At 44.2% G+C, this 19013-nt stretch carries 13 protein-coding genes; 6 read left to right on the top strand and 7 right to left on the bottom strand.

Annotation, left to right across the window (positions count from 1 at the left end):
• Positions 1–7 precede the first annotated feature (7 nt).
• From E4N69_RS11895 to E4N69_RS11875, 5 genes are all read right to left on the bottom strand, one after another.
• Positions 8–505, bottom strand: a complete 498-nt coding sequence (locus E4N69_RS11895) for a hypothetical protein (protein WP_162664523.1) — start codon at positions 503–505, stop codon at positions 8–10.
• Between the two features lie 47 nt (positions 506–552).
• Positions 553–2538, bottom strand: coding sequence for an ATP-dependent helicase (locus E4N69_RS11890; RefSeq protein WP_253823957.1), 1986 nt, complete (start codon positions 2536–2538; stop codon positions 553–555).
• Between the two features lie 481 nt (positions 2539–3019).
• Positions 3020–3403 carry a type II toxin-antitoxin system HicB family antitoxin gene (locus tag E4N69_RS11885; RefSeq protein ID WP_162664518.1) on the bottom strand — a complete coding sequence of 128 codons (384 nt, stop codon included), beginning with the start codon at positions 3401–3403 and terminating at the stop codon, positions 3020–3022.
• 3 nt (positions 3404–3406) lie between these two features.
• Complete coding sequence (locus E4N69_RS11880) at positions 3407–3595, bottom strand: type II toxin-antitoxin system HicA family toxin (protein WP_162664517.1); 189 nt, start codon at positions 3593–3595, stop codon at positions 3407–3409.
• A 193-nt stretch (positions 3596–3788) separates the two neighbouring features.
• Complete coding sequence (locus E4N69_RS11875; protein ID WP_253823956.1) at positions 3789–4085, bottom strand: type II toxin-antitoxin system RelB/DinJ family antitoxin; 297 nt, start codon at positions 4083–4085, stop codon at positions 3789–3791.
• A 1436-nt stretch (positions 4086–5521) separates the two neighbouring features.
• On the opposite strand from E4N69_RS11875, the gene E4N69_RS11870 reads away from it, so the two are divergent.
• Positions 5522–5746: a YdbC family protein gene (locus E4N69_RS11870; RefSeq protein WP_162664516.1), complete on the top strand. Its 225-nt coding sequence runs from the start codon at positions 5522–5524 to the stop codon at positions 5744–5746.
• A 76-nt stretch (positions 5747–5822) separates the two neighbouring features.
• Here E4N69_RS11870 and E4N69_RS11865 read toward each other — a convergent pair whose 3' ends face one another.
• Positions 5823–7532 (bottom strand): methyl-accepting chemotaxis protein, encoded by a 1710-nt coding sequence (locus E4N69_RS11865; RefSeq protein ID WP_253823955.1) that lies wholly within the window; start codon positions 7530–7532, stop codon positions 5823–5825.
• 347 nt (positions 7533–7879) lie between these two features.
• Here E4N69_RS11865 and E4N69_RS11860 point away from each other — a divergent pair, with 347 nt between their 5' ends.
• From E4N69_RS11860 to E4N69_RS11840, 5 genes are all read left to right on the top strand, one after another.
• Entirely contained in the window at positions 7880–10423 is a 2544-nt protein-coding gene (locus E4N69_RS11860) for a hypothetical protein (protein WP_253823954.1), read from the top strand.
• A gap of 27 nt (positions 10424–10450) precedes the next feature.
• Positions 10451–12088 (top strand): DUF5723 family protein, encoded by a 1638-nt coding sequence (locus tag E4N69_RS11855; RefSeq protein WP_253823953.1) that lies wholly within the window; start codon positions 10451–10453, stop codon positions 12086–12088.
• A 539-nt stretch (positions 12089–12627) separates the two neighbouring features.
• Positions 12628–13899 (top strand): ribose-phosphate diphosphokinase, encoded by a 1272-nt coding sequence (gene prs / locus E4N69_RS11850; protein ID WP_253823952.1) that lies wholly within the window; start codon positions 12628–12630, stop codon positions 13897–13899.
• 59 nt (positions 13900–13958) lie between these two features.
• Positions 13959–15437 (top strand): cell envelope integrity protein CreD, encoded by a 1479-nt coding sequence (creD, locus tag E4N69_RS11845; protein WP_253823951.1) that lies wholly within the window; start codon positions 13959–13961, stop codon positions 15435–15437.
• A gap of 4 nt (positions 15438–15441) precedes the next feature.
• Positions 15442–16869 (top strand): xylulokinase, encoded by a 1428-nt coding sequence (locus E4N69_RS11840; protein WP_253823950.1) that lies wholly within the window; start codon positions 15442–15444, stop codon positions 16867–16869.
• Here the strand turns inward: E4N69_RS11840 and E4N69_RS11835 are convergent.
• Positions 16866–18830 carry a fructose-1,6-bisphosphatase gene (locus tag E4N69_RS11835; protein WP_253823949.1) on the bottom strand — a complete coding sequence of 655 codons (1965 nt, stop codon included), beginning with the start codon at positions 18828–18830 and terminating at the stop codon, positions 16866–16868. The genes E4N69_RS11840 and E4N69_RS11835 overlap by 4 nt on opposite strands.
• Between the last annotated feature and the right edge of the window lie 183 nt (positions 18831–19013).

The following is a 19013-nucleotide window of genomic DNA, read 5'->3' as shown; positions in this document are numbered from 1 at the left end:
GTTTCCTTTAATCATCTATACCGGTACCCGTCAACAGGCGTTCTATGTCGGCCAAGCTTGTAATACGACTCGCCACAGTCTTGCTGCGTCCAGCCATTTTTGTATCATATTGGAGTGTTGCGCGGTAAAGTTCAAGCACCATTGAAGACAATAAGTTAAGGTTCGGGGCCAGATTACTGAATGCCATATTGCGGTACACTTTATCGGCAGTCGCCATTTTAGTATTTGCTTCGGCAATCGAATTAATATTGGGGAGGACATCGCGCCGGACTAAATAGATAAAACGGGCAAGCGCAATAATGTCATAATAGAGGTCATCAAGATGAAACCCTTGTAAGACAAAATCATCGGAATGTTCGGTCAAATCAACTATGTGCCGTGATAAATCAATATTAGAAAGAATTTGTGCAAACAAAGGACGTAAGAAACGCGTTGCGATATTTTCATTGTAATGCCGCCCAATTCTTACGATTATTTCAGCGATAATTCTATCATCCACTAACATGGACTTTACTATATATCAGTTCACAGGTTTTTACAAGTATAAACATCTTACATCGAAAACTTCTTCTTCATCTGGGCAAACATCTTGGCGATATCTTCTTCCTCCGGTTCCGTTTCCGGCTCATGATACTGCACCAGCTCAGCAGGAATTTCTTCCAAGAACGGCGAGGGGCTGCATTCCAGCAAACCAGCCTGCCTGCGCCGCGTTCGGCAGCTTGTAATAATGAGTTTGTCGCGGGCGCGGGTAATGGCAACATAGAACAGGCGGCGCTCTTCTTCCACATCCCCTGCATTTTCTTCCATACTACGGGCATGGGGGATAATGCCTTCCTCGGCGCCAGCGATAAACACCACCGGGAACTCCAACCCCTTCGCTGCGTGGATGGTCATGATATTCACCTCGCCAGTGTCCTCCTCATTTTGGTCATCGCGGCTCAACAGTGTGATGCGATTGAGATAAGTATACAGCGAAGGGTCAAAGTTGTCGGGATTTGTCTCCCACGTATCGATGGACTGCAAGAGGCTTTCGATATTCAAAAACTTAAAGCGCGCCGCTTTTTCGTTTTTCTGAAATTCCTGCGTCAGATAATCAAAATACTGAATGCGCTCTACGAGTTTCCGTACCTTGTTTGCCAAGCCCTTTCCCGAAAGCAGCTGTTTCCGTTCGGAACTTATCAGCTCGACAAATTCCTCCAAATCGGCAAGGCTCTTTTCGCGGAAGTCATCTGGCGGACGCTCAAGCAGCGCATGAATCGCCATGCGGATAGAGCACTCCTTTTCCGTTGCGATTGCAGAGAGCACTTCCAGTGTTTTTTTTCCGATACCGCGCCGCGGTGTGTTGATAATACGCAGGAGATTGATGTCGTCGTCGGGATTCGCAATCACCCGCAGATAGCTGATAATGTCTTTAATTTCTTTGCGCTGAAAAAAGCTCGTGCCGCCGGACATCCGGTACGGAATATTGGCATCGAGGAAGGCTTCTTCAATTGCGCGTCCCAAGCCGTTGGTGCGGATCAAAACACCGAAGTCCGCATAGTTCCGGTTCTCGCGCATCTTCTCGGTAAGGATGGTGTCCGCAATAAAATCAGCCTCTGCCGCCTCATTCTCCGGGATAAAAATTTCGATGGGCTTGCCGGAGCCGTTCCCCGACCACAGCGCTTTTTCCTTCCGGTTGGTATTGTGCGAAATCACCCCGTTTGCTGCCGCCAAAATCGTACCGGTGGAACGGTAATTCTGCTCAAGCTTAATCTCCACCAGGTGCGGGAAATCCTTTTCAAACAGGCGGATATTTTCATAATTCGCCCCCCGCCACGAATAAATAGACTGATCATCATCGCCTACCACGCAGACATTATCATCCGCAATCAAATGCATCATCTGATATTGCTGAATACTCGTGTCCTGAAACTCATCCACCATCACATACCGGTAGCGGTTCTTGTACACCGCAAGCACATCGGGATGTTCGGTAAAAAGCTTAATCGGCAGCATAATCAAATCGTCAAAATCCACCGCATTAAACAGCTTGAGTCCCGCCTGATATTCGTTATACAACGGACGATACACCGCCGTCTGTGCCGTAAAGTTTTTCTGCCCCGTCTTTATCTGAGAAAACAGCGTCCCCACTCCGTACACATCGAGCGTCTCCGTCGCAATTTTCAGTTCCTTTGCCGACTCCTTAATCAGCTGATTGCGGTCTACCTCATCATAAATGCTAAAATTCTGCCGCCATCCCAGCCGGTCAATATATTCCCGCAGGATTTTCACCCCCAGCGCGTGAAAAGTACTAATCGTTAAATTCTGTAGCTTCTTGCCCGTCAGCTCCTTAATCCGCTGCTCCATCTCCCGCGCCGCCTTGTTCGTAAAGGTCAACGCCAAAATCTGCGACTGAGGAATTCCGCTTTCCAGCATGTGCGCAATTCTAAACGTAATCACGCGCGTCTTCCCCGACCCCGCCCCCGCAATAATCAGCACCGGCCCGTTAATCGTATTGACCGCCTTCGCCTGCTCAGGATTCAAATTTTCCGTATTCATAAGAGTGGAGAGTATAGCATAAAACGTGGGGAAAAGAAAAGTTTATTTTCAGCCGCTGGAATAGTGCATCATCAACTGATGAACTTCCTTGTTCATCAGTTGATTGCGAATTTTGGCAAAGCCAAAATATCGCTTCTGTTATAACCACCGCCATCCGTGGCGGTACTGAACTGTCGAGTTTGCTTTGCAAACGTCGCTTATTAATGTATGCGCTGTTCGCGTACTAATGCAGCAACTTTCAAAGTTTATACTTTGTTCAGTTACTGCATTTTAAGGAATGGAAGAGTTAGGGCTTTTTGTTCGTTTAGGTGGTTATTTGGAGGGGGAGGTCTCCCCGATTAAAAGCTTGCGCCATGGACGGCGCAGACAGAAAAATGCTATGCGATGTTTTGCGATTCGCGAAACATCGCTGCTGCGTGGAATCACTGCTGTCCGTGGTGGTGGAGGAATGGCGGGTGTTTAACTCTCCGCACGAATAAAATTACAATGCTATTTGCAGCCTTTGTTTTAATGCGTTTTGTAACTCCTGTGAAAAATTGAGGTTTGCATTTTCCGCTGCCTCTGCAAGCCAAGCAGGTAGTGTTACATTTTTACGAACACTTTTGTCTTGTATCAAATATTTTTTATCGGTTTTTATAAGTGTAACGAAATCAGCATCTTGCGGTTTTGTTATATTTCCAATTTCCGTAGCTGCCGGTAACGTTTCACCATCTTGCAGCATAAGATACACTCTTCCCGTTAATGCTTCTTCAGCCATTAGTAAGGCTTCTTGTAAAGTAGAGCCGCCGGTCGCCAGTTCTAAATCTTTGAAAACAACTGAATAACCGTCATTATCTTTATAGAAAAATGCAGGGTATATATACATTCTTTACTCCTTTAAGCCTGCTTGCTTCAAAATACTATTTACAACATATTTTGATAATTCTTTATTACCATGAAATGGAATTGTTACTTTTCCTTTTTTAGAATCGTGCACATAATGATAATGAGAGCCTATTGTAGATTGTAAATACCAGCCGTCTTTTTTTATTAACTTTTCTATTTCTTTAAATGTCATAATTTATGATATGTATTTATGCGCATGTTGTCAAGTGACTTTACTCAAATGCAATTTTGTGAAAAGCTTTTTACAGGGCTACCCCCTTCCTTCTCTTCATTTTTGAGCATAAAAAACAACTTTAAAAGTCTGCAAAATTGGGCTGTTTATAATCTGTAGTCTTTTCGGAAAGCTCCCGTTGTTACCAGTTCCATCATAATTCAGCGGTTATTTCTTTGTCCAGCTCATTAAACAAGTCGCGAACGGAACCATAGCGTTTTGCAGGTATTTTCCCTGCAATAATGCCTCTCGCTTCTTCAATCGCCGCTTCGGTTTCAGCATTGAAGCGGGGCTGTTTCACCTCAAAGGGCAGTCCCCCTTCCATAATAGACTTATGAAGAAAAATAGAGATCGCATCCGTTACGGTGATGCCGAAGCTTGAGAAAAGTTGTTCCGCACTTGTCTTTGTTTCAGGATCGATTCTGATAGTAATATTTGCCGTCTTTGCCATGAATAGTGCCTCGTAAGTTATTCGTGCGGTTTAATACGCGCCATCCCCGCCAACGCTCTGCGTCGGGGTTATTTATTGAAGTACAGCTCCCTCTTTCCACGATTCAAAAATATACTCACGGGATTGATAGAAAAAATCCGTATTATAATTTGAAATTGCTCCGTCAATCCATGACGAATAAACAAAGACCAATGTGTCAACAATAAAATCAATAGATTCGTTCTCTGCACAAATATCTTCAATAAGGCGTTCGTATACTGCGCCGATTGTCCAATAATCCGGAACTGCATAATGACACCGTAAAACATTATCAAAGTCTCCGGATGTTATATTATAAATGGATATAACTTCATCGGCAATTTTTTCAATCGGTTCGCAATGAAGCGTGTCTGCATCTTTATAAAGTCTTTTTATATTGTTTTTCCCAAGTTGATTCGTGCGGAGGGTTTAATACCCTGACGCTTTGCGTCGTAACAAAGGGTATTAAAACCGACTGCAACCACCTTATGAGAACAACATACCCCGATGCTCTGCATCGAGGTTGTTGATTTACCAGTTTTGACCGTTCAATTTTGCAGAGGCGGCCGATATATTCCAAAAGACTGCACACATAAAATAACGAACTATTATTTTTCATCATATACCTCGTATTTCCCTGCTTCCGTGATAAAGTATCATCTAATAGGTTCCTTTGGTAACTATTAAACCTGTCCGGAAACTTCAGTTTCAGAACAGGTTACCTTGAAATGCGATGTTCTAAATCGTGCTATTTGCGCGATTTAGAACTCGTCGACCTGTTCGACAACGCAGTTATCGAACAGGTCTATTATAATTGAGATTTGTCTTTCTGAAAACATACTGCATTATCTGTAACCTGAACAACGGTTTGTTTGAACCGGGTGCGGCTTCTCGCCTACGCTCTGTGCCGGAGGTGGTGATTACATAAAAAAACCGCTCCAGGAGTATGCAAGATGGAGCGGTTTAAAATAGAGTATAAATCATTCACACTTATCAATACTTTTACGAACGCCTTTGACTTATAGCAACCTCCTTACAAGAAAGTTCTTGTATACTGTTATGTTAGCAAAAGATTACATTAATGTCAAGCATATATAACAAAAATAACAAAATAATTTTTACTTGCTAGTCCTATCGATGAGATTATGTTATAACACATACATGGATAACAGGGTAAACACATCAGAGATTTCTTGAATATCCCCGCAGAATGATGAGGCTGTTCAACCAGAATTTCGCCGCATTGTGGCTCAAATGGTTGCCCGGCCTCCTCATTCTGCGATTTTTATCTATTTATCTGATGCATTTACCCTTACCCTGAAAAAATATGCAAAATTTTGTTCAAAATTTTGTGTAGAAATGAAAGCAAACGCTTAAAATTTTTATAATGCGTTTGTTCAATATACATGGAGGTAGGTATGGCAGATGAATTCAGCTATGAAATTACACAAAAATATGGGGTTCTTTCTACTTCAAAAAGCGGATGGACAATGGAATTAAACTCAGTAGCATGGAATGGACGCAGCCCTAAATATGACCTTCGTAGTTGGTCTCCCGATCACGAAAAGATGGGCAAGGGGGTTACGCTCACTACAGAAGAGGTGACCGCGCTCAAAGCGTTATTGGATAGTATGCAGTTGTAAACATTTCTTCTATCGAGAACCTCAAAAGCGGACGGAGCTTTCAGAGGTTCTCATGACTCAACAATCTCAAAAACATCTATTCTAAGGTGGAAAAGTGCATTAAAGCCGTTTTTGCCTCGTCGCCGGTTTTTTCAATCATTGATGAAAAGTCTACTAGCGATGTATAAATAGTATCCGTTTGCAAATGAATTTTTTCGAAAGATTGATCGAGTTCATCACTGGTGGTTCCAATGCCGGTAATGACGGTTACTACTTGTTTTATCGTTCCGCCGATATCGTGTGAACTTTCCAGCGCGGCAGCGGCGAGACGGCTCAGCTCTTCGGCAACAACGGCAAAGCCTTTACCGGCATCGCCGGCATGTGCCGCTTCGATTGCCGCATTCATACTCAGCATCTTTGTTTGTTCTGCAATACTTTCTATAATTTCGGACATTTCTTGGATTTTCGAAACATTTTGGATAATAAACTGCAAATGCTCATGGGTTGTTTTGAACAGCTGATGCCCTGTTTTAAATGTTTCCACTAGCTTTTTTGCCGCTTCGGAATCGCTGCGGTGATTTTCAGCGGTTTGTTGTACCGAAGAAAGAATTTCTTTCATCTGAGCGGCCGAATGGTGGTATCCGGTACGCTCTTTCTCGGCTGTTACTTGCATCGTTTTATATGTTGCCTGCAGATCGGCGTGTTTCTTTTCCAGTGAATCATAGCTACGTTGGAGTTCGGTAAGATTTTGTTCTAGCTGTGTATTTCGCTCAAGAAGATCTGCCTGTTTTTCAGCAAAAGCACTATTCTTTGTATCGGGCTGCGTATTACCAGTAAAGCGGTTTTCCATATCGCTACGGTTTTTCGCTTTCCACGATGTTATCGATGCCTCGGATTCTGCAGATACCCCTGCTTCATAGTTGCCGAACGTGAAGCGCGTCGACTGTGCTGATTGTCCCGATTGAGACGACCGGAAAGGTGATACCCCGGAAGCAAGTTGTAGCTGCGATGTGGCATCAGCCGAGCCGTAGTTTTTCAAAGCATCACCTGCATCCACCAATTCTCCATCTGTTTTATAAACATATAAGCCGTTTCTATCCGTCCTGTTTTGCACCCCACTCAAACCGGTCGTCAATCTTTGCCCAGAAACATCAGTTTTTGGCCCTGCTTTCAGCACAATTCGTCTTTTCGCATTGCGGGCAAGTAAGATGGTATAAATAGTTTGTACCAGTGCCCATGTAACAAAAAGACCTAACAGCCAGGTTACCGAAATCAATATCCCCGAAAGAATTGCTGCCTGTTTACGATACCGGCTGGCGGCGCTCTCTAATGCGCCTGATACTGTGTCAAAGTTATTAACATGAGTGTTGATTAGTTTTTCAATTGTTTCCAACTTCCTTTCATCAAACGGCTTCGGTTTTGCTGCGCCCAACTGGTTATAGTCATTAACCAGTGTGGTAAATTCCGCATTTATTGAACGGGCTGAAGTAAAATATTCCGAAAGGCTGTTCCGCAATACAGCATCCTTTTCCGTATATTTTTCCGCTGCATATTCCACGGCAACTAATGTGGGCTCGTATTTACTTAACGCACTGGTAACAGAAGAAGGGATATGTACACCGGCAACACCATAACGATATATAGTACCGCGTACGTAGAGTATGTTACGTTCGTAACCGGCAAGTAGCACAATCTGATGTTCGAGCGTATCAGCCGGTTTAGAAATCTGCATAAAAGTTCCGGCCGCAATAAGCAATAGCAACACCAATATGCCCGATAAGATTCCGATTTTCAGTTTTATGTTCATAACAATAAGCCTCAGTATGAGTATCGGAAAATAATTCTCGATAGATTAAAAACAACCTGATGTAATTATCTTTCTTGCTCCCATAAAAACTTTTACAGGAAACATCAGTTTCCGAAAAAGCTTTTAGTCGTGCGCGCATTACGCGTACACGTAAAGAGATAAAAAGCTCCGACGCTATTTTAGGTGGAGCTCTTTATCGTAACTTCTTGTTTTTGCATAGATAACATGGTATATTCTATAAACTATTAAATAGCACCATCGTTCTAAACCGTCATGATTTTTTGGCAGCATCCTGCCTGTAAAGTAAGGGGGAAAAGATGTCTTATCATAAATATAGCAAATATCCTATGTGTATCAGTATACTTATTGCTTTGGCTTTTACTGCCGCCTGTGGTTTACAGCCTTTTTCAAGCGTTAGAATAAAGGCAAAACCGACGGTTTATGTACCGCTGGGTGAAAAAAGTATTACTGAAGCTGAAGTATTCACAAAACTTGAAGAAACGCTGCAAAAGAACAATAAAAACATTCGTCTGTACCGGTATCAGCCTTCCGGAGGGGATGATAAACTCCGCTATTTAGTGCATTATCCGCTCCAAACCTTAGAGCTTGATATAAGCAAGTATTTCAATGGGGATCCGCTGGGAAACGGCGGATCGGGAGACAATGCCGCACTTTCTCAAAATTTTGAGAAGAAGATTTCTGTTCCCGATTTACAGCAAAAGAAAGATGTTCCTATAGATGTGTCTGGTATCAATCAGGAATTACTTAATCGGTTTAATACCGGCACTGCAATCCCTATTACTATCCCGCCAGGTATAGCACCGTTCCTCTCACATAGGCAGTCTGTTAATGTCAGTTTTACAGGTTTTAATGCGATTTCTTTTGAAAACGGTGCAAAGCTCACGTTATCATCAAGCTCTGCGACTGTAACTTATACCATTACAGCAGCAACGATGGAAAGTCATGGAGCGTCTGTTCCGGGAACTATATCCCTTGATGGAAAGAAGATTGAATTTTCATTAGACGGTATTACTATAAACAACACGGTAAGGTTTCAATTGACGCTAAATCTTACAAGCGGTTCCGGTACTATTTCTCTGGGTACCAAGTTGGAAGGTGACATAAAAAAAGCGACGGGTGTAACTGCTGCTGATATTGATGTTTCTTTGCCGACTCAAACCATTCCTCTGTCCTTACCTACTGAATTTGAAAAGGCAACGATTGCTGAAGGTTTTATGAAGTTTACCGCGCAAATGCCGAACGAGTGGTCAGGCATTACGATAAAAGAAAAAATGAAGGTAGAACAAGGTGGGGTAGGCGGCTTCTCTATTATCCCTTCGGACTATCGGCCGTTAGGAAATACCGTTTCTCTGGAAAATCAAAATTTGAATAAGCAGCAGCTCTCCTATACTCCTGCATTCAAAGTAAAGCTGAATAATGCAACATATACGAAACAAGACAGTCTGCCTGTTACCTTAGCGCTTGATATTAAAAAGTTTAAAGAAATTACACTGCAACATCCTTCCGGCCTTACAGTTGATAGGGAGCAGGATGTTCCGCAAGATATGAAAGACTGGGTTAAAAAGATAAAGTTTAAGACAGTATCTGCAAAAATTAAACTTGATAACGGTTTACCAGCAGAAAATGATATAAAAATAAAGCTTTCTTCCACTAGTTTTAAAATGGTGCCACCAGAGGAAAGAGTATTCGTATCCGGCAAAACGGAACAAGAGTATAGCTGTAATGGCGGGACTGCTTTCGATTTAGATATTGAGCCTCTGCCTAAGTTTGATTTAAAAATGCAGGTGATTTTACCGAATACTACTGGCACTACCTTTACCTTGAAGAACATAGAGACAGGCAAGGATATAACATTATCCGGTTCTATTCAGTTTAATCCCGATTGGGAAGAAATTATTTTAAAGGCAAAAGCTAATCAAACCGTTTCTTTCCCACAGACGGGCAAGATGGACTTATCCGAGCTGACTTCAAAATTGAAAGATTCCGGCATAAAACTGGAAGAAATTCCTGCGTATTTTTATGCGGGCTCCGATTCGGGGTTGCTTGGAAGTACAAAAATGAATGTAAAATTAACGGCAACGTATATTAAGACGGGAGAGACGACTGATACACCGGCAGTCTTGGTAGACAAGAGTAATATTACCTTGAAAGCACTTCCTGCCGGTACATTCCCTTCGGATAAAATATTTATGGGCGCTATTCCGGATGCTATGCTTTCTATAAAGCAGGGAGAGTCCGGTATTACAAAGACCTTGGCGGGTATTATGAACGACTATCCGAAAAATTTGCAACTTACCTGTACGCTTAATATGGGGGAAATTCCGATTACCCGTGCGGAGTATAATACTCTCAAAGATAAAAAGCCTAAGGTAAGTATTGATCTTGTTTTGGATGTGCCGGTAGGTTTTAAAGTAGAGTCGGATCATCCGCTTTCATTGATGGATATGTTCGGTATAAATATGTCCGGCACCGATTTATTCGGCAGGCGTAGTGTTCATGATAAACCTTTCGGCCTTGATGATCAGATTTTAGATTCATTACAGGCACTTAATGTACATATTAACTTAAAAAATGATTTGAGCGGTCCTGTGCCTAAATGTATATTGCGATTCAAAGACGGTTCCGGCAATGCTATTAAGGGTGACTCTGACAAACCCATTAAAAAAGAAATAGCAGCGGCTGCAGGAGAGCAGACGGTAAAGCTCACTTCTTCAGAATTGAAAAAGCTTCTCGAAAAGTATCCCGTCTCACCGGAGTTGGTGTTGGAACTACCGCAAGGCTCATATTCGTTGAAGCGTGATTTTAAACTGGGAGCATCGATTACTGTCTTAGCGGAAACGGATATCAATTATTCGATGAAAGTGAACTAATTACCGGAATATCCTGAGGAAAGTAAAATGAAAAAAAAATGGTTTATTGTATTATATATCGTACTAGGCGTTGTTACGGCGTTTGGACAGGATGCGGTAGGTACGAGTACCGATTCTAAAATAGTAACCGAACAAGCAGCAACAACTGATCGTGATCAAGCCGATGGAGCTATCGTTCCTGCTCAAGCGACTGGCGCAGAAGAGGCAGAGTCTCCCCAAGAACATGCGGCTGCTCTACCCGAAAGCGAAGCGTCCGCTGCCGTTTCTGCTGCTGATAACGGCAGTACCGCACTGCCTGCTGCTGCCGAAAACGTTTCTGCCGCGCCGGCAGCTCATACGGATACCGGAGTGACTGAATTCCCGGCTTCGCCGGCTCCAAACGCAAATGCTAAAGACGAATCTTCCGGCGCCGGAATTGCCCCGGAACAGAACAATAAAGCGCAAGAGCAGAAAGATGTATCACAGTCGGTTGAAATGAATGAACCGACACAGCAGCCTAAGAAGGTTCGTCCGTTCTCTCTGCATACGGGATTTGTTGTTTCGGCTACCGCTGCCAATAATATGGTTTCTGTGTTGGATTTTTTTCGGCCTGAATTGGTTATCGACCTTAATCAACTTTCAAAAGATACGATGAAATCGGGCATACATGTAGGTGCGCTTTTGGATGTTGACACATTTTTCCGGTTCACCGTATTGGAAAAACATACGGTAAAGTTTTCTATTACCGCTAATGGGGATGTATGGGGAAATTTACCGAAGAGTTTGCTTGATCTTGCAGCTAACGGTAACCCGGCGATTGCAACCGGTCAGACAATTCATGGTACTTTGAATGCAAAGATCAATGTGTTCGCTGATGCCGGACTAATGTATCAGTTTAATAATCCGACTTACGGTTTTTCGGCACGGGTTGCATATTTTGCACCTGTCGCATATATGGAAAATCCCAGCGGAACATATAGTCTGTCTCCGCATATGACAGGCGGTGTGGTTGATGGTATTACACTGAAAGCTCAAGGTACTGCAAATATTTATGGGTATCTACCGGATTATTTAGCCAATAGAAATTTTTCTATACTTGAGGTTTTAAAAAACGGCGGTGTTGATTTAAGTTTAACCGGTGTATTCCGGCCAACAGGTTGGGTCGCGATTACGGGCGGTATCGACTACTTACCGATTATGCCGATCGTAACGACGAAAGGTATGCAGGCTACATTTAACTATGACGGTTCTGTGGCTAACCTTTTAGACGGTATTACGAGTGGGGGTACTTCCTTTTTTAACCAAACAACAAAAACGAGCCTTTCCGGTACCTTGGCTAAAAAGAAAATTATGCGCCCGTGTAAGGTAAGTATCGGCGCCGATTTTAAGCCGTTTCAAAATGATTACTTGATTTTATCACCATTTCTTGCTTTTCCGATTCTTAATGCAAAGCCGTATTATGTAGACGGAGGGCTTAAAATTGAAAGCCGTTTTGCAAAGGTGCTCGGCGTATATTTGGATAGCCGATATGTCGAACGGATGTGGAAGCATGAGTTTTGTCTTTTTATAGATTCGCGTTGGTTTACGTTTAACCTTGCTGCATCCGTTGCCTCGCAGGATTTCAAGCGGGCATTTACAACGCTGTCCGGTCTAGGGATAAAGCTTGGTATTGGTCTCGGTTTCTAGGATGTCCTTTTGAAAATATACGACGCATCTACTGCGTCATACGACAAAAAAGTGTCCTCAACGTATCATAGATACGCTTGCGGTTAATTTGTGCTCGCGCCTTGTAATTGCAGAACGGACACGGATGTCCGTGAAATTTAACAGAAGCGAGATTTGTGGCAGCACAAATCTCGTCGTTGAGAAACGTACACGGATGTACGTTTCTCAACAAGCTATTTTCAAAAGGCTAACGGAAAGCTAAATCCGTGTGTGCCCTAATGCGTTTGCCTTCCTTTTGTATGAAATTTTGCTTAAAATTTCGTACATTTTTTCTAACAAGCGGGTAAACGCATCAGGTAGAGTAGATAAAAAACGCGGAAAGATTGATACTATGAGACCATTTGAAACGCGAAGCGGTTCAACTCTGGTCGAATAGTATCAATCTTTCCGCGGGGTTGTTAAAAAGCAACCTGATGCGTTTACCCTACAACGACCGATTGAATTTTTTTTAAAAACATGTAAACTAATGCTCAAATTTATTCCGACATGAGGGGGCGGGTATGACATACTCCGGTTCTGCGAATTTGGCAATTCTGGCGTGTCCGGGCGGCGAACATTTTGCCGATGCGGTAATTAAACACTTAAAACATATTTATGTAGAAAAACTTAATAGAAAGATAGACAAGTTAATAAAACGATATAATTTACAAAAAGAAAGGCTTATCCGGGACATCAATTTTTATAACGACCTTATTTCTTCCGGATTACATGAAAATAACGAGATTGAAAAAATTCGTGTTCCCCGATTTAAAGTGAATGCTCGTTTTACCTATTTTACAAACGGTGAATTTAAGACTGAAATATTGGAATGTATCCGCGGTAAGAACGTATTTATTTTTCAAGATGTAGAAAACCATTATCCGCTTTGGGTGAATGAAGGTAAAAATCAGCATGTTTTTTCGGTGAATGATCATCTTATGTCGATGATGGTAACCATCGACGCCGTACGCTATGCCGGAGCTGCACATATTACACTGGTAGTTCCCGTCTATCCGTATAGCCGCCAGCATAAAAAGAAGGGGCGTGAAGGACTAACTGCTAGTATGTTAGGCCATTTTTACGAAACACTCGGCGTCGATCAAATCATTACACTGGATATCCATTCTCGTGAGATTGAGAATGCCTTTCATACGGCTCGTATCGAAAACCTCCATGCAAGTTATCAGATTATGCGCGAACTTTCAAAGATTGAAAATCTTGCTGATCCCAATGCAGAGTTTGTTATTGTTGCTCCCGATAGCGGTGCGGTAGATCGGAATAAATTTTATTCCAGCGGCCTAAAAAAACCGCTTGCGATGATTTATAAAGAGCGGGACTATTCCGTCGTTACGCAAAATGCAAAGCAATCCAATATTGTCAATATTAACTTATTAGGGGATGTGACCGGCAAAACCGCCTTCCTTGCCGATGATATGCTCGGTACAGGCGGAACCTTATTAAAGGCGATGGAGTTCCTTAAAAACAAGGGCGCAAAAAAAGTTATTGCAGCTGTGAGTTTGCCGTTCTTCACCGGTGATGCAACCCAACTTTTTGATGAAGCCTATCAAAAAGGTTTTTTTTACCGCATCATCGGTACTAATGCGGTATACCACGAAGAGTTGCTCAAGAAAGAATGGTATATTTCAACCGATGTTTCGGGGCTGTTCGCACAGACTATTTCGCGATTGCATCATAATCAGTCTTTAAGCGGCCTATTGGATAATAGGGATATTATCGAACGGATGCTCCATACTGCGGATCCGAATACACAGCATAAAATAGATAACAAATAAGATGAGACAAAGTTGGAATTGATATGGATGTAAAACAATCCTCGGAGATTACGGTTGCTATGCCGAAGAAATCGCTATTTTCTCATCAAGCGGCATGGATAAAGCCGGTTATCATTTTTATTATGATGCTGGTACTGCTTATCCCGCTTGCATTTATCCGCTCGCTTGTTAATGATCGGGAAGGGTACCGGCGGACTGCCGAAGCGTCTATCATGGAACCGGCTGGGGGAGAGCCTGTTATTGAAGGACTTGTGCTCGCCGTGCCGTATGACGAATTGGTCGAATATACGGATTCTTCCGGGAAGGTTGTCAAAAAGGGAAAAAAAACGGACTATATCCTCACGGTTCCTGAAACATATAATCTGGTAACACAGATTGATCCCTATCGCCTTTCGCGGGGTATCTTTACCGTGCCTGTTTTTAACGGTGATCTCGCGGTAACCGCCTCATTCTCAGGGTTCCAATTTAGTCAATTCAATATCGCGGAAAAAAATATCCGTTATAAGGATGCGGTACTTATCCTTGGGATAAAAGATAAAAAGACATTAACCGCTTATCCTGCGCTTTATGGAAACGGTAAACCGCTGCTTGAAGCGCTGACTGCCCCTGCCGGAGCCTCTCCGTTCCGCAATGCCGTGTATTACATGGTGCCGGAAGATATTGTGCGTTCCGGCTTTTCGATAGAAGGTTCCATTTCCATCCAAGGGGGTAAAAGCCTTTGTATCGTACCGCTTGCTGCGGACAACAGTTTTGCCGTACAGTCGACATGGTCTGCTCCCAGCTTTGCGGGAGGATGGCTGCCGAAAAACCGAACACTCGACAATTCGGGCTTTTCCGCCGACTGGCGTATTTCCGGGTTAAGCACGGTATTTCCCCGCAGCTGGAGAGCTCAAGATTTCAGTATATCCAAAGATACGGATGTGTACGATGAATACGACAGTTATGCGACAAAAGCTTCTCCAAGTCTCCGCAGTTCGCCCGAAACGGTAAAGATCGGTTTTATCACTCCCGTTAATCATTATTCGCAAGTAAAGCGGTGCATTACTTATGCGCTCCTTTTTTTAGCGGTGCCGTTTTTAGCGATCTTTTTATGTGAATTGTGGAGCGCGGTGCGGATTCATCCCATCCAGTATTTTCTTATCGGGCTTGCTGATGTGTTATTTTACTTGCTGTTATTGTCTTTTTCCGAACATGTTTCGTTTAGCCTTAGCTATTTGATTGCGACGGCTGGTGTGTGTACCGTTGTCGGATTTTATACTGCGGCAATTTTTAAGCAAATCCGTTGGGGTGTCTTGTTAACGGCGGTGCAAGCCATATCCTATTTTTTATTGTTCGGCATATTGCAATCGGAAGATTATGCACTGCTTATCGGCAGTATCGGTATTTTCTGTGTTGTTGCACTGTTGATGTTCCTTACTCGGCGGGTTGATTGGTATAGTACCCGTTTTGCCTCTGTACATACTCGTTCGGAAGTTGATGACGGCGATATAAACCAAATACTTGCAAACGACGAATCTTTCTCCGGCGGCGCTCAATAGGTTCATGCAAAGTGGTATTTTATGTGCCGATATCGGTACGTCGTCGCTAAAAGCAGCGTTTATTACCGAGGCCGGAACAGTACTCAAGTTTATACGCTTGCTGTTCCCTCAGCCTGTTCAGGCGGTAGACTGGGTGCAGGCCTTTTTTGCTGCATGGCATATCTTACCCGCTGATTATACGGTAGAAGCTATTTGTGTTTCCGGAAATGGTCCTTCGTTTGTTGCCGTACCTCAAAACCGCCGCGTGCCGGAAGCAAACATAAACTCTGCCGGACGCGTACCCAAGATACATATCAACGTTGACAGGCATTTATTCTCCGCGTCTCTCCCCCCCGATGATGTTATGAACGGTATTATTGATGCGGCAAAAAACGATGCCCTGTTTTTATGGAATGAACCTGTGTCGCAAGGGCTTACCGTATCGGGGCAGCAGGGAGCTACTATACCGGCGCCGCAAGATGGAGCTGCATCTATCCCGCCGACGGGGCTGTCCCTTTTTTTGCCGCGGATTGCGGCTTTCCGTGCAAAGTATCCTGATGTATTCGCCGGCGCCGCGCAGCTTTTTTCCGGGCAGGAATATGTCTCTTACCTTTTAACCGGCGCGGCGGTAACCAGCCTCCCTGATCCGCGCTACGAGGCGGCATATTGGAGTAAAGAAGAGCTTTTCCGGTTTTCGGAAGCGCTGCATATCGATACGGAAAGACTAGCCGGTTTGCTGCCGCCTTTCACAGCCGCCGGTACGGTAATCGGACGCTTTTGCGGTATTCCGGTTATCGCCGGTGTACCGGATTTTATCGCGGCGCTTATCGGGACGGGAACGCTGACGGCGGGTACCGCCTGCGACCGTGCCGGTTCAAGTGAGGGCATTAACGTTTGCATCTCGCAGCCGCGCCGTGCTGAAAAAACGCTGCTGCTGCCATCGGTTATGCCTGATTTGTGGAATCTGTCATCCGTTATTCCGTCTTCCGGCGCAGCGTTTTCCTCGTTTCTGGTGTCCCACGGGTTTTTAGGTAACGATTACATCGCCGCAATGGAACGGATCGCCGCAGAGCCGTTCGTTACTTCGGGTGCATATCCTGCGACCTTTGCGGGGCAGGGGCGTGCCTTTGTAGAGGAGCTTGCGTTCCGTATCCGGCACGGCTGTGATTTACTGGAACAAGCTTCCGGTTTTCATCCCGTGTATACCTTGTCCGGCGGACAGGCGCATAATGCTATCTGGTGCCAAATGAAAGCCGATATGACCGGTAGAACTTTTGCACTCCCCGCTTTTGCCGACGGTGAACTGATCGGCGATGCGGCGTTGGCACTCTACGGGCTTGGCAGGGGAGATAATCTTGCATCCATTGCACAGCGGCTTATCCGCATCAAGCGTTACTACGAACCGGAACCGGCTGCTGCGCATCAGTATGCGGAAAAGTATTTGTGTCGTTAATCCTGCTGTTTTAAAATGCCCTTGTTGTAGGCGCTAATCAGCATTTCCAAGTTTTGGATTTTTTCCTTCATGTCGGCGCCGGTGTCGGTATCCGCTACCCGCTTTCGTTCAACTAAAGTTTCGATTACCTCTTTGGTCGATTCAATGTCGAAGCCTTCGCGTAAAACTTTGTCAACGGACTCAAACGGGTGGTGGCTTATCAGCGTCATCCCATAAGAGTTATAGGTAAGCGTATAGCCTGCAATACCGGTGGTCTTTTGGTAGGCTTTTGAAAATCCGCCGTCGATGACCAAGAGCTTGCCGCCCGCTTTAATCGGACTTTCGCCTTTTACAACTTTGACCGGTGTATGCCCGTTAACGATATGAGCGTTGCCGCTTAGTCCGAACTCCTTGAGAATCCGTGCGGCAAGTGTTCCGTCATCCCGTTCCATCAGCTTATAGTACGGCGAGGACGGCTCCTTATGCGTTGCTTTATCATCGATAAAGTAGCGTTCAAAGGTGGTCATCTTTGTCTTGCCAAACAGCGTCGAATCCTGATTGCACCATAAGAACCACAGAAAATCCGCATTTTGCCCGGAAAAGTAGGCTTCCCGCGCCATCTGGTCGTATTTATCCATCAGGCTTTTGCCGTAATATACGGCGCCGTCTATCTCTTTCTCCTTAAAGCTGCCGTCCTCGTTCAGCAACAGGCACGCATGGAAGAGCAGGTTATCGTTATAGCGTCGGTACATGCTCCCCTTTGCATACAAGAACCTGACATGCTGCTTGAGTTTTTCGCTTGCCATGAACGTATTGGTCAGCGTATCGATGAGGTACTGTTCTTCGTCGGTGAGCGCTGTTTGATGTGCGGGGTCGATGGTCGGGAACGAGGTGTCGTTCAGGGGATAGGTTTTCCCTTCAATTTCGATGGTGCCCGCAGTAGGGTTGAGCGTTCGCAAAAGCTTTCGGTGTTCCATATTATATGAAGGATTTTGCTCGATGATATTCTCTTCAAGTTTGAATTGGATGATGCTGATTGCCTTATGCATTTTTGCCAGCAGCTCTGCATCGACGTCGAAGGGCTTTTTCTCGTTTACCTTCGGCATAAACTGCGTGCATGGATCATCCTTATACACATGCTGTGCAAAACTCACCAACGGCAAGAGACTAATCCCGTATCCGTCCTCAATGGAATCGATATTGGAATAGCGGAGTGCAATCCGTATCGCCGTTGCAACACATGCCCTGCATCCCGCAGCAGCACCCATCCAGAGGATATCGTGGTTGCCCCACTGGATATCAAGACTGTTCTGTGCCATCAGTGTATCCATCACTTTATGCGGGGACGGGCCGCGGTCAAAAATATCGCCGATAATATGCAGATGATCGATGGTACATTTTTTTATCACTTCGGATAGCTCGATAATGAACAAATCCGCGCGTCCGTATTCTACGAGGCTTTTGATAATTTCGCTGTAATAATCCTTCTTGTTAAAGCGGTGTTCATCCTCCTGCAGCAGCTCTTCCATTATGTAGGCAAAGCTCTTCGGCAGCAGTTTCCTCACCTTTGACCGCGTATACTTTGATGCTGTTGCCCTCGCCACCCGTACCAGCCGGTAAATGGTTAATTCGTACCAGTTTGTAATATTGGCCTCTTTTTCCGCTTTGATCAGTTCGAGCTTTTCCTTAGGATAGTAGATAAGCGTGGTGAGCTCTTCTAAATCATCGATGCTGACTGTTGAGCTGAGTTCTTCGGAGACTTTCCGTCGGATAGCACCCGAAGCATTTTGCATCACATGATTAAACGCTTCCGCTTCTCCGTGAATATCCGTCAAAAAATGCTCGGTGCCTTTCGGTAAATTCAGGATGGCTTTTAGATTGACCACTTCTTCCACTGCGGTAGTAACATTGGGAAATGAGCGGGAGAGTAAATCCAAATACTTTATATTGTGTCGGAGAGTTTCTGCCGGTACGTTTTTCATATATCTTTCCTTTATAGAGCATTATAGGGAGATTTCCAAAAATCGGCGGATTTTGAAGTTTCTCTCTACACGGTAATACGCATACGGCCTTTTGTCAAATGGAATAATGTTTGTTGTTTTGACACTTCCCCCTTTCTAACTTTCCGTTTTTGGTCTATGATAGGCTCAAGTAGCGAGGAGAGA

The organism is Treponema sp. OMZ 906 (genome assembly GCF_024181185.1).
Classification (GTDB): Bacteria; Spirochaetota; Spirochaetia; order Treponematales; family Treponemataceae; genus Treponema.
The sequence above is the reverse complement of the archived record's forward strand: the minus strand, read 5'-3'. Positions and strand labels throughout refer to the sequence as shown.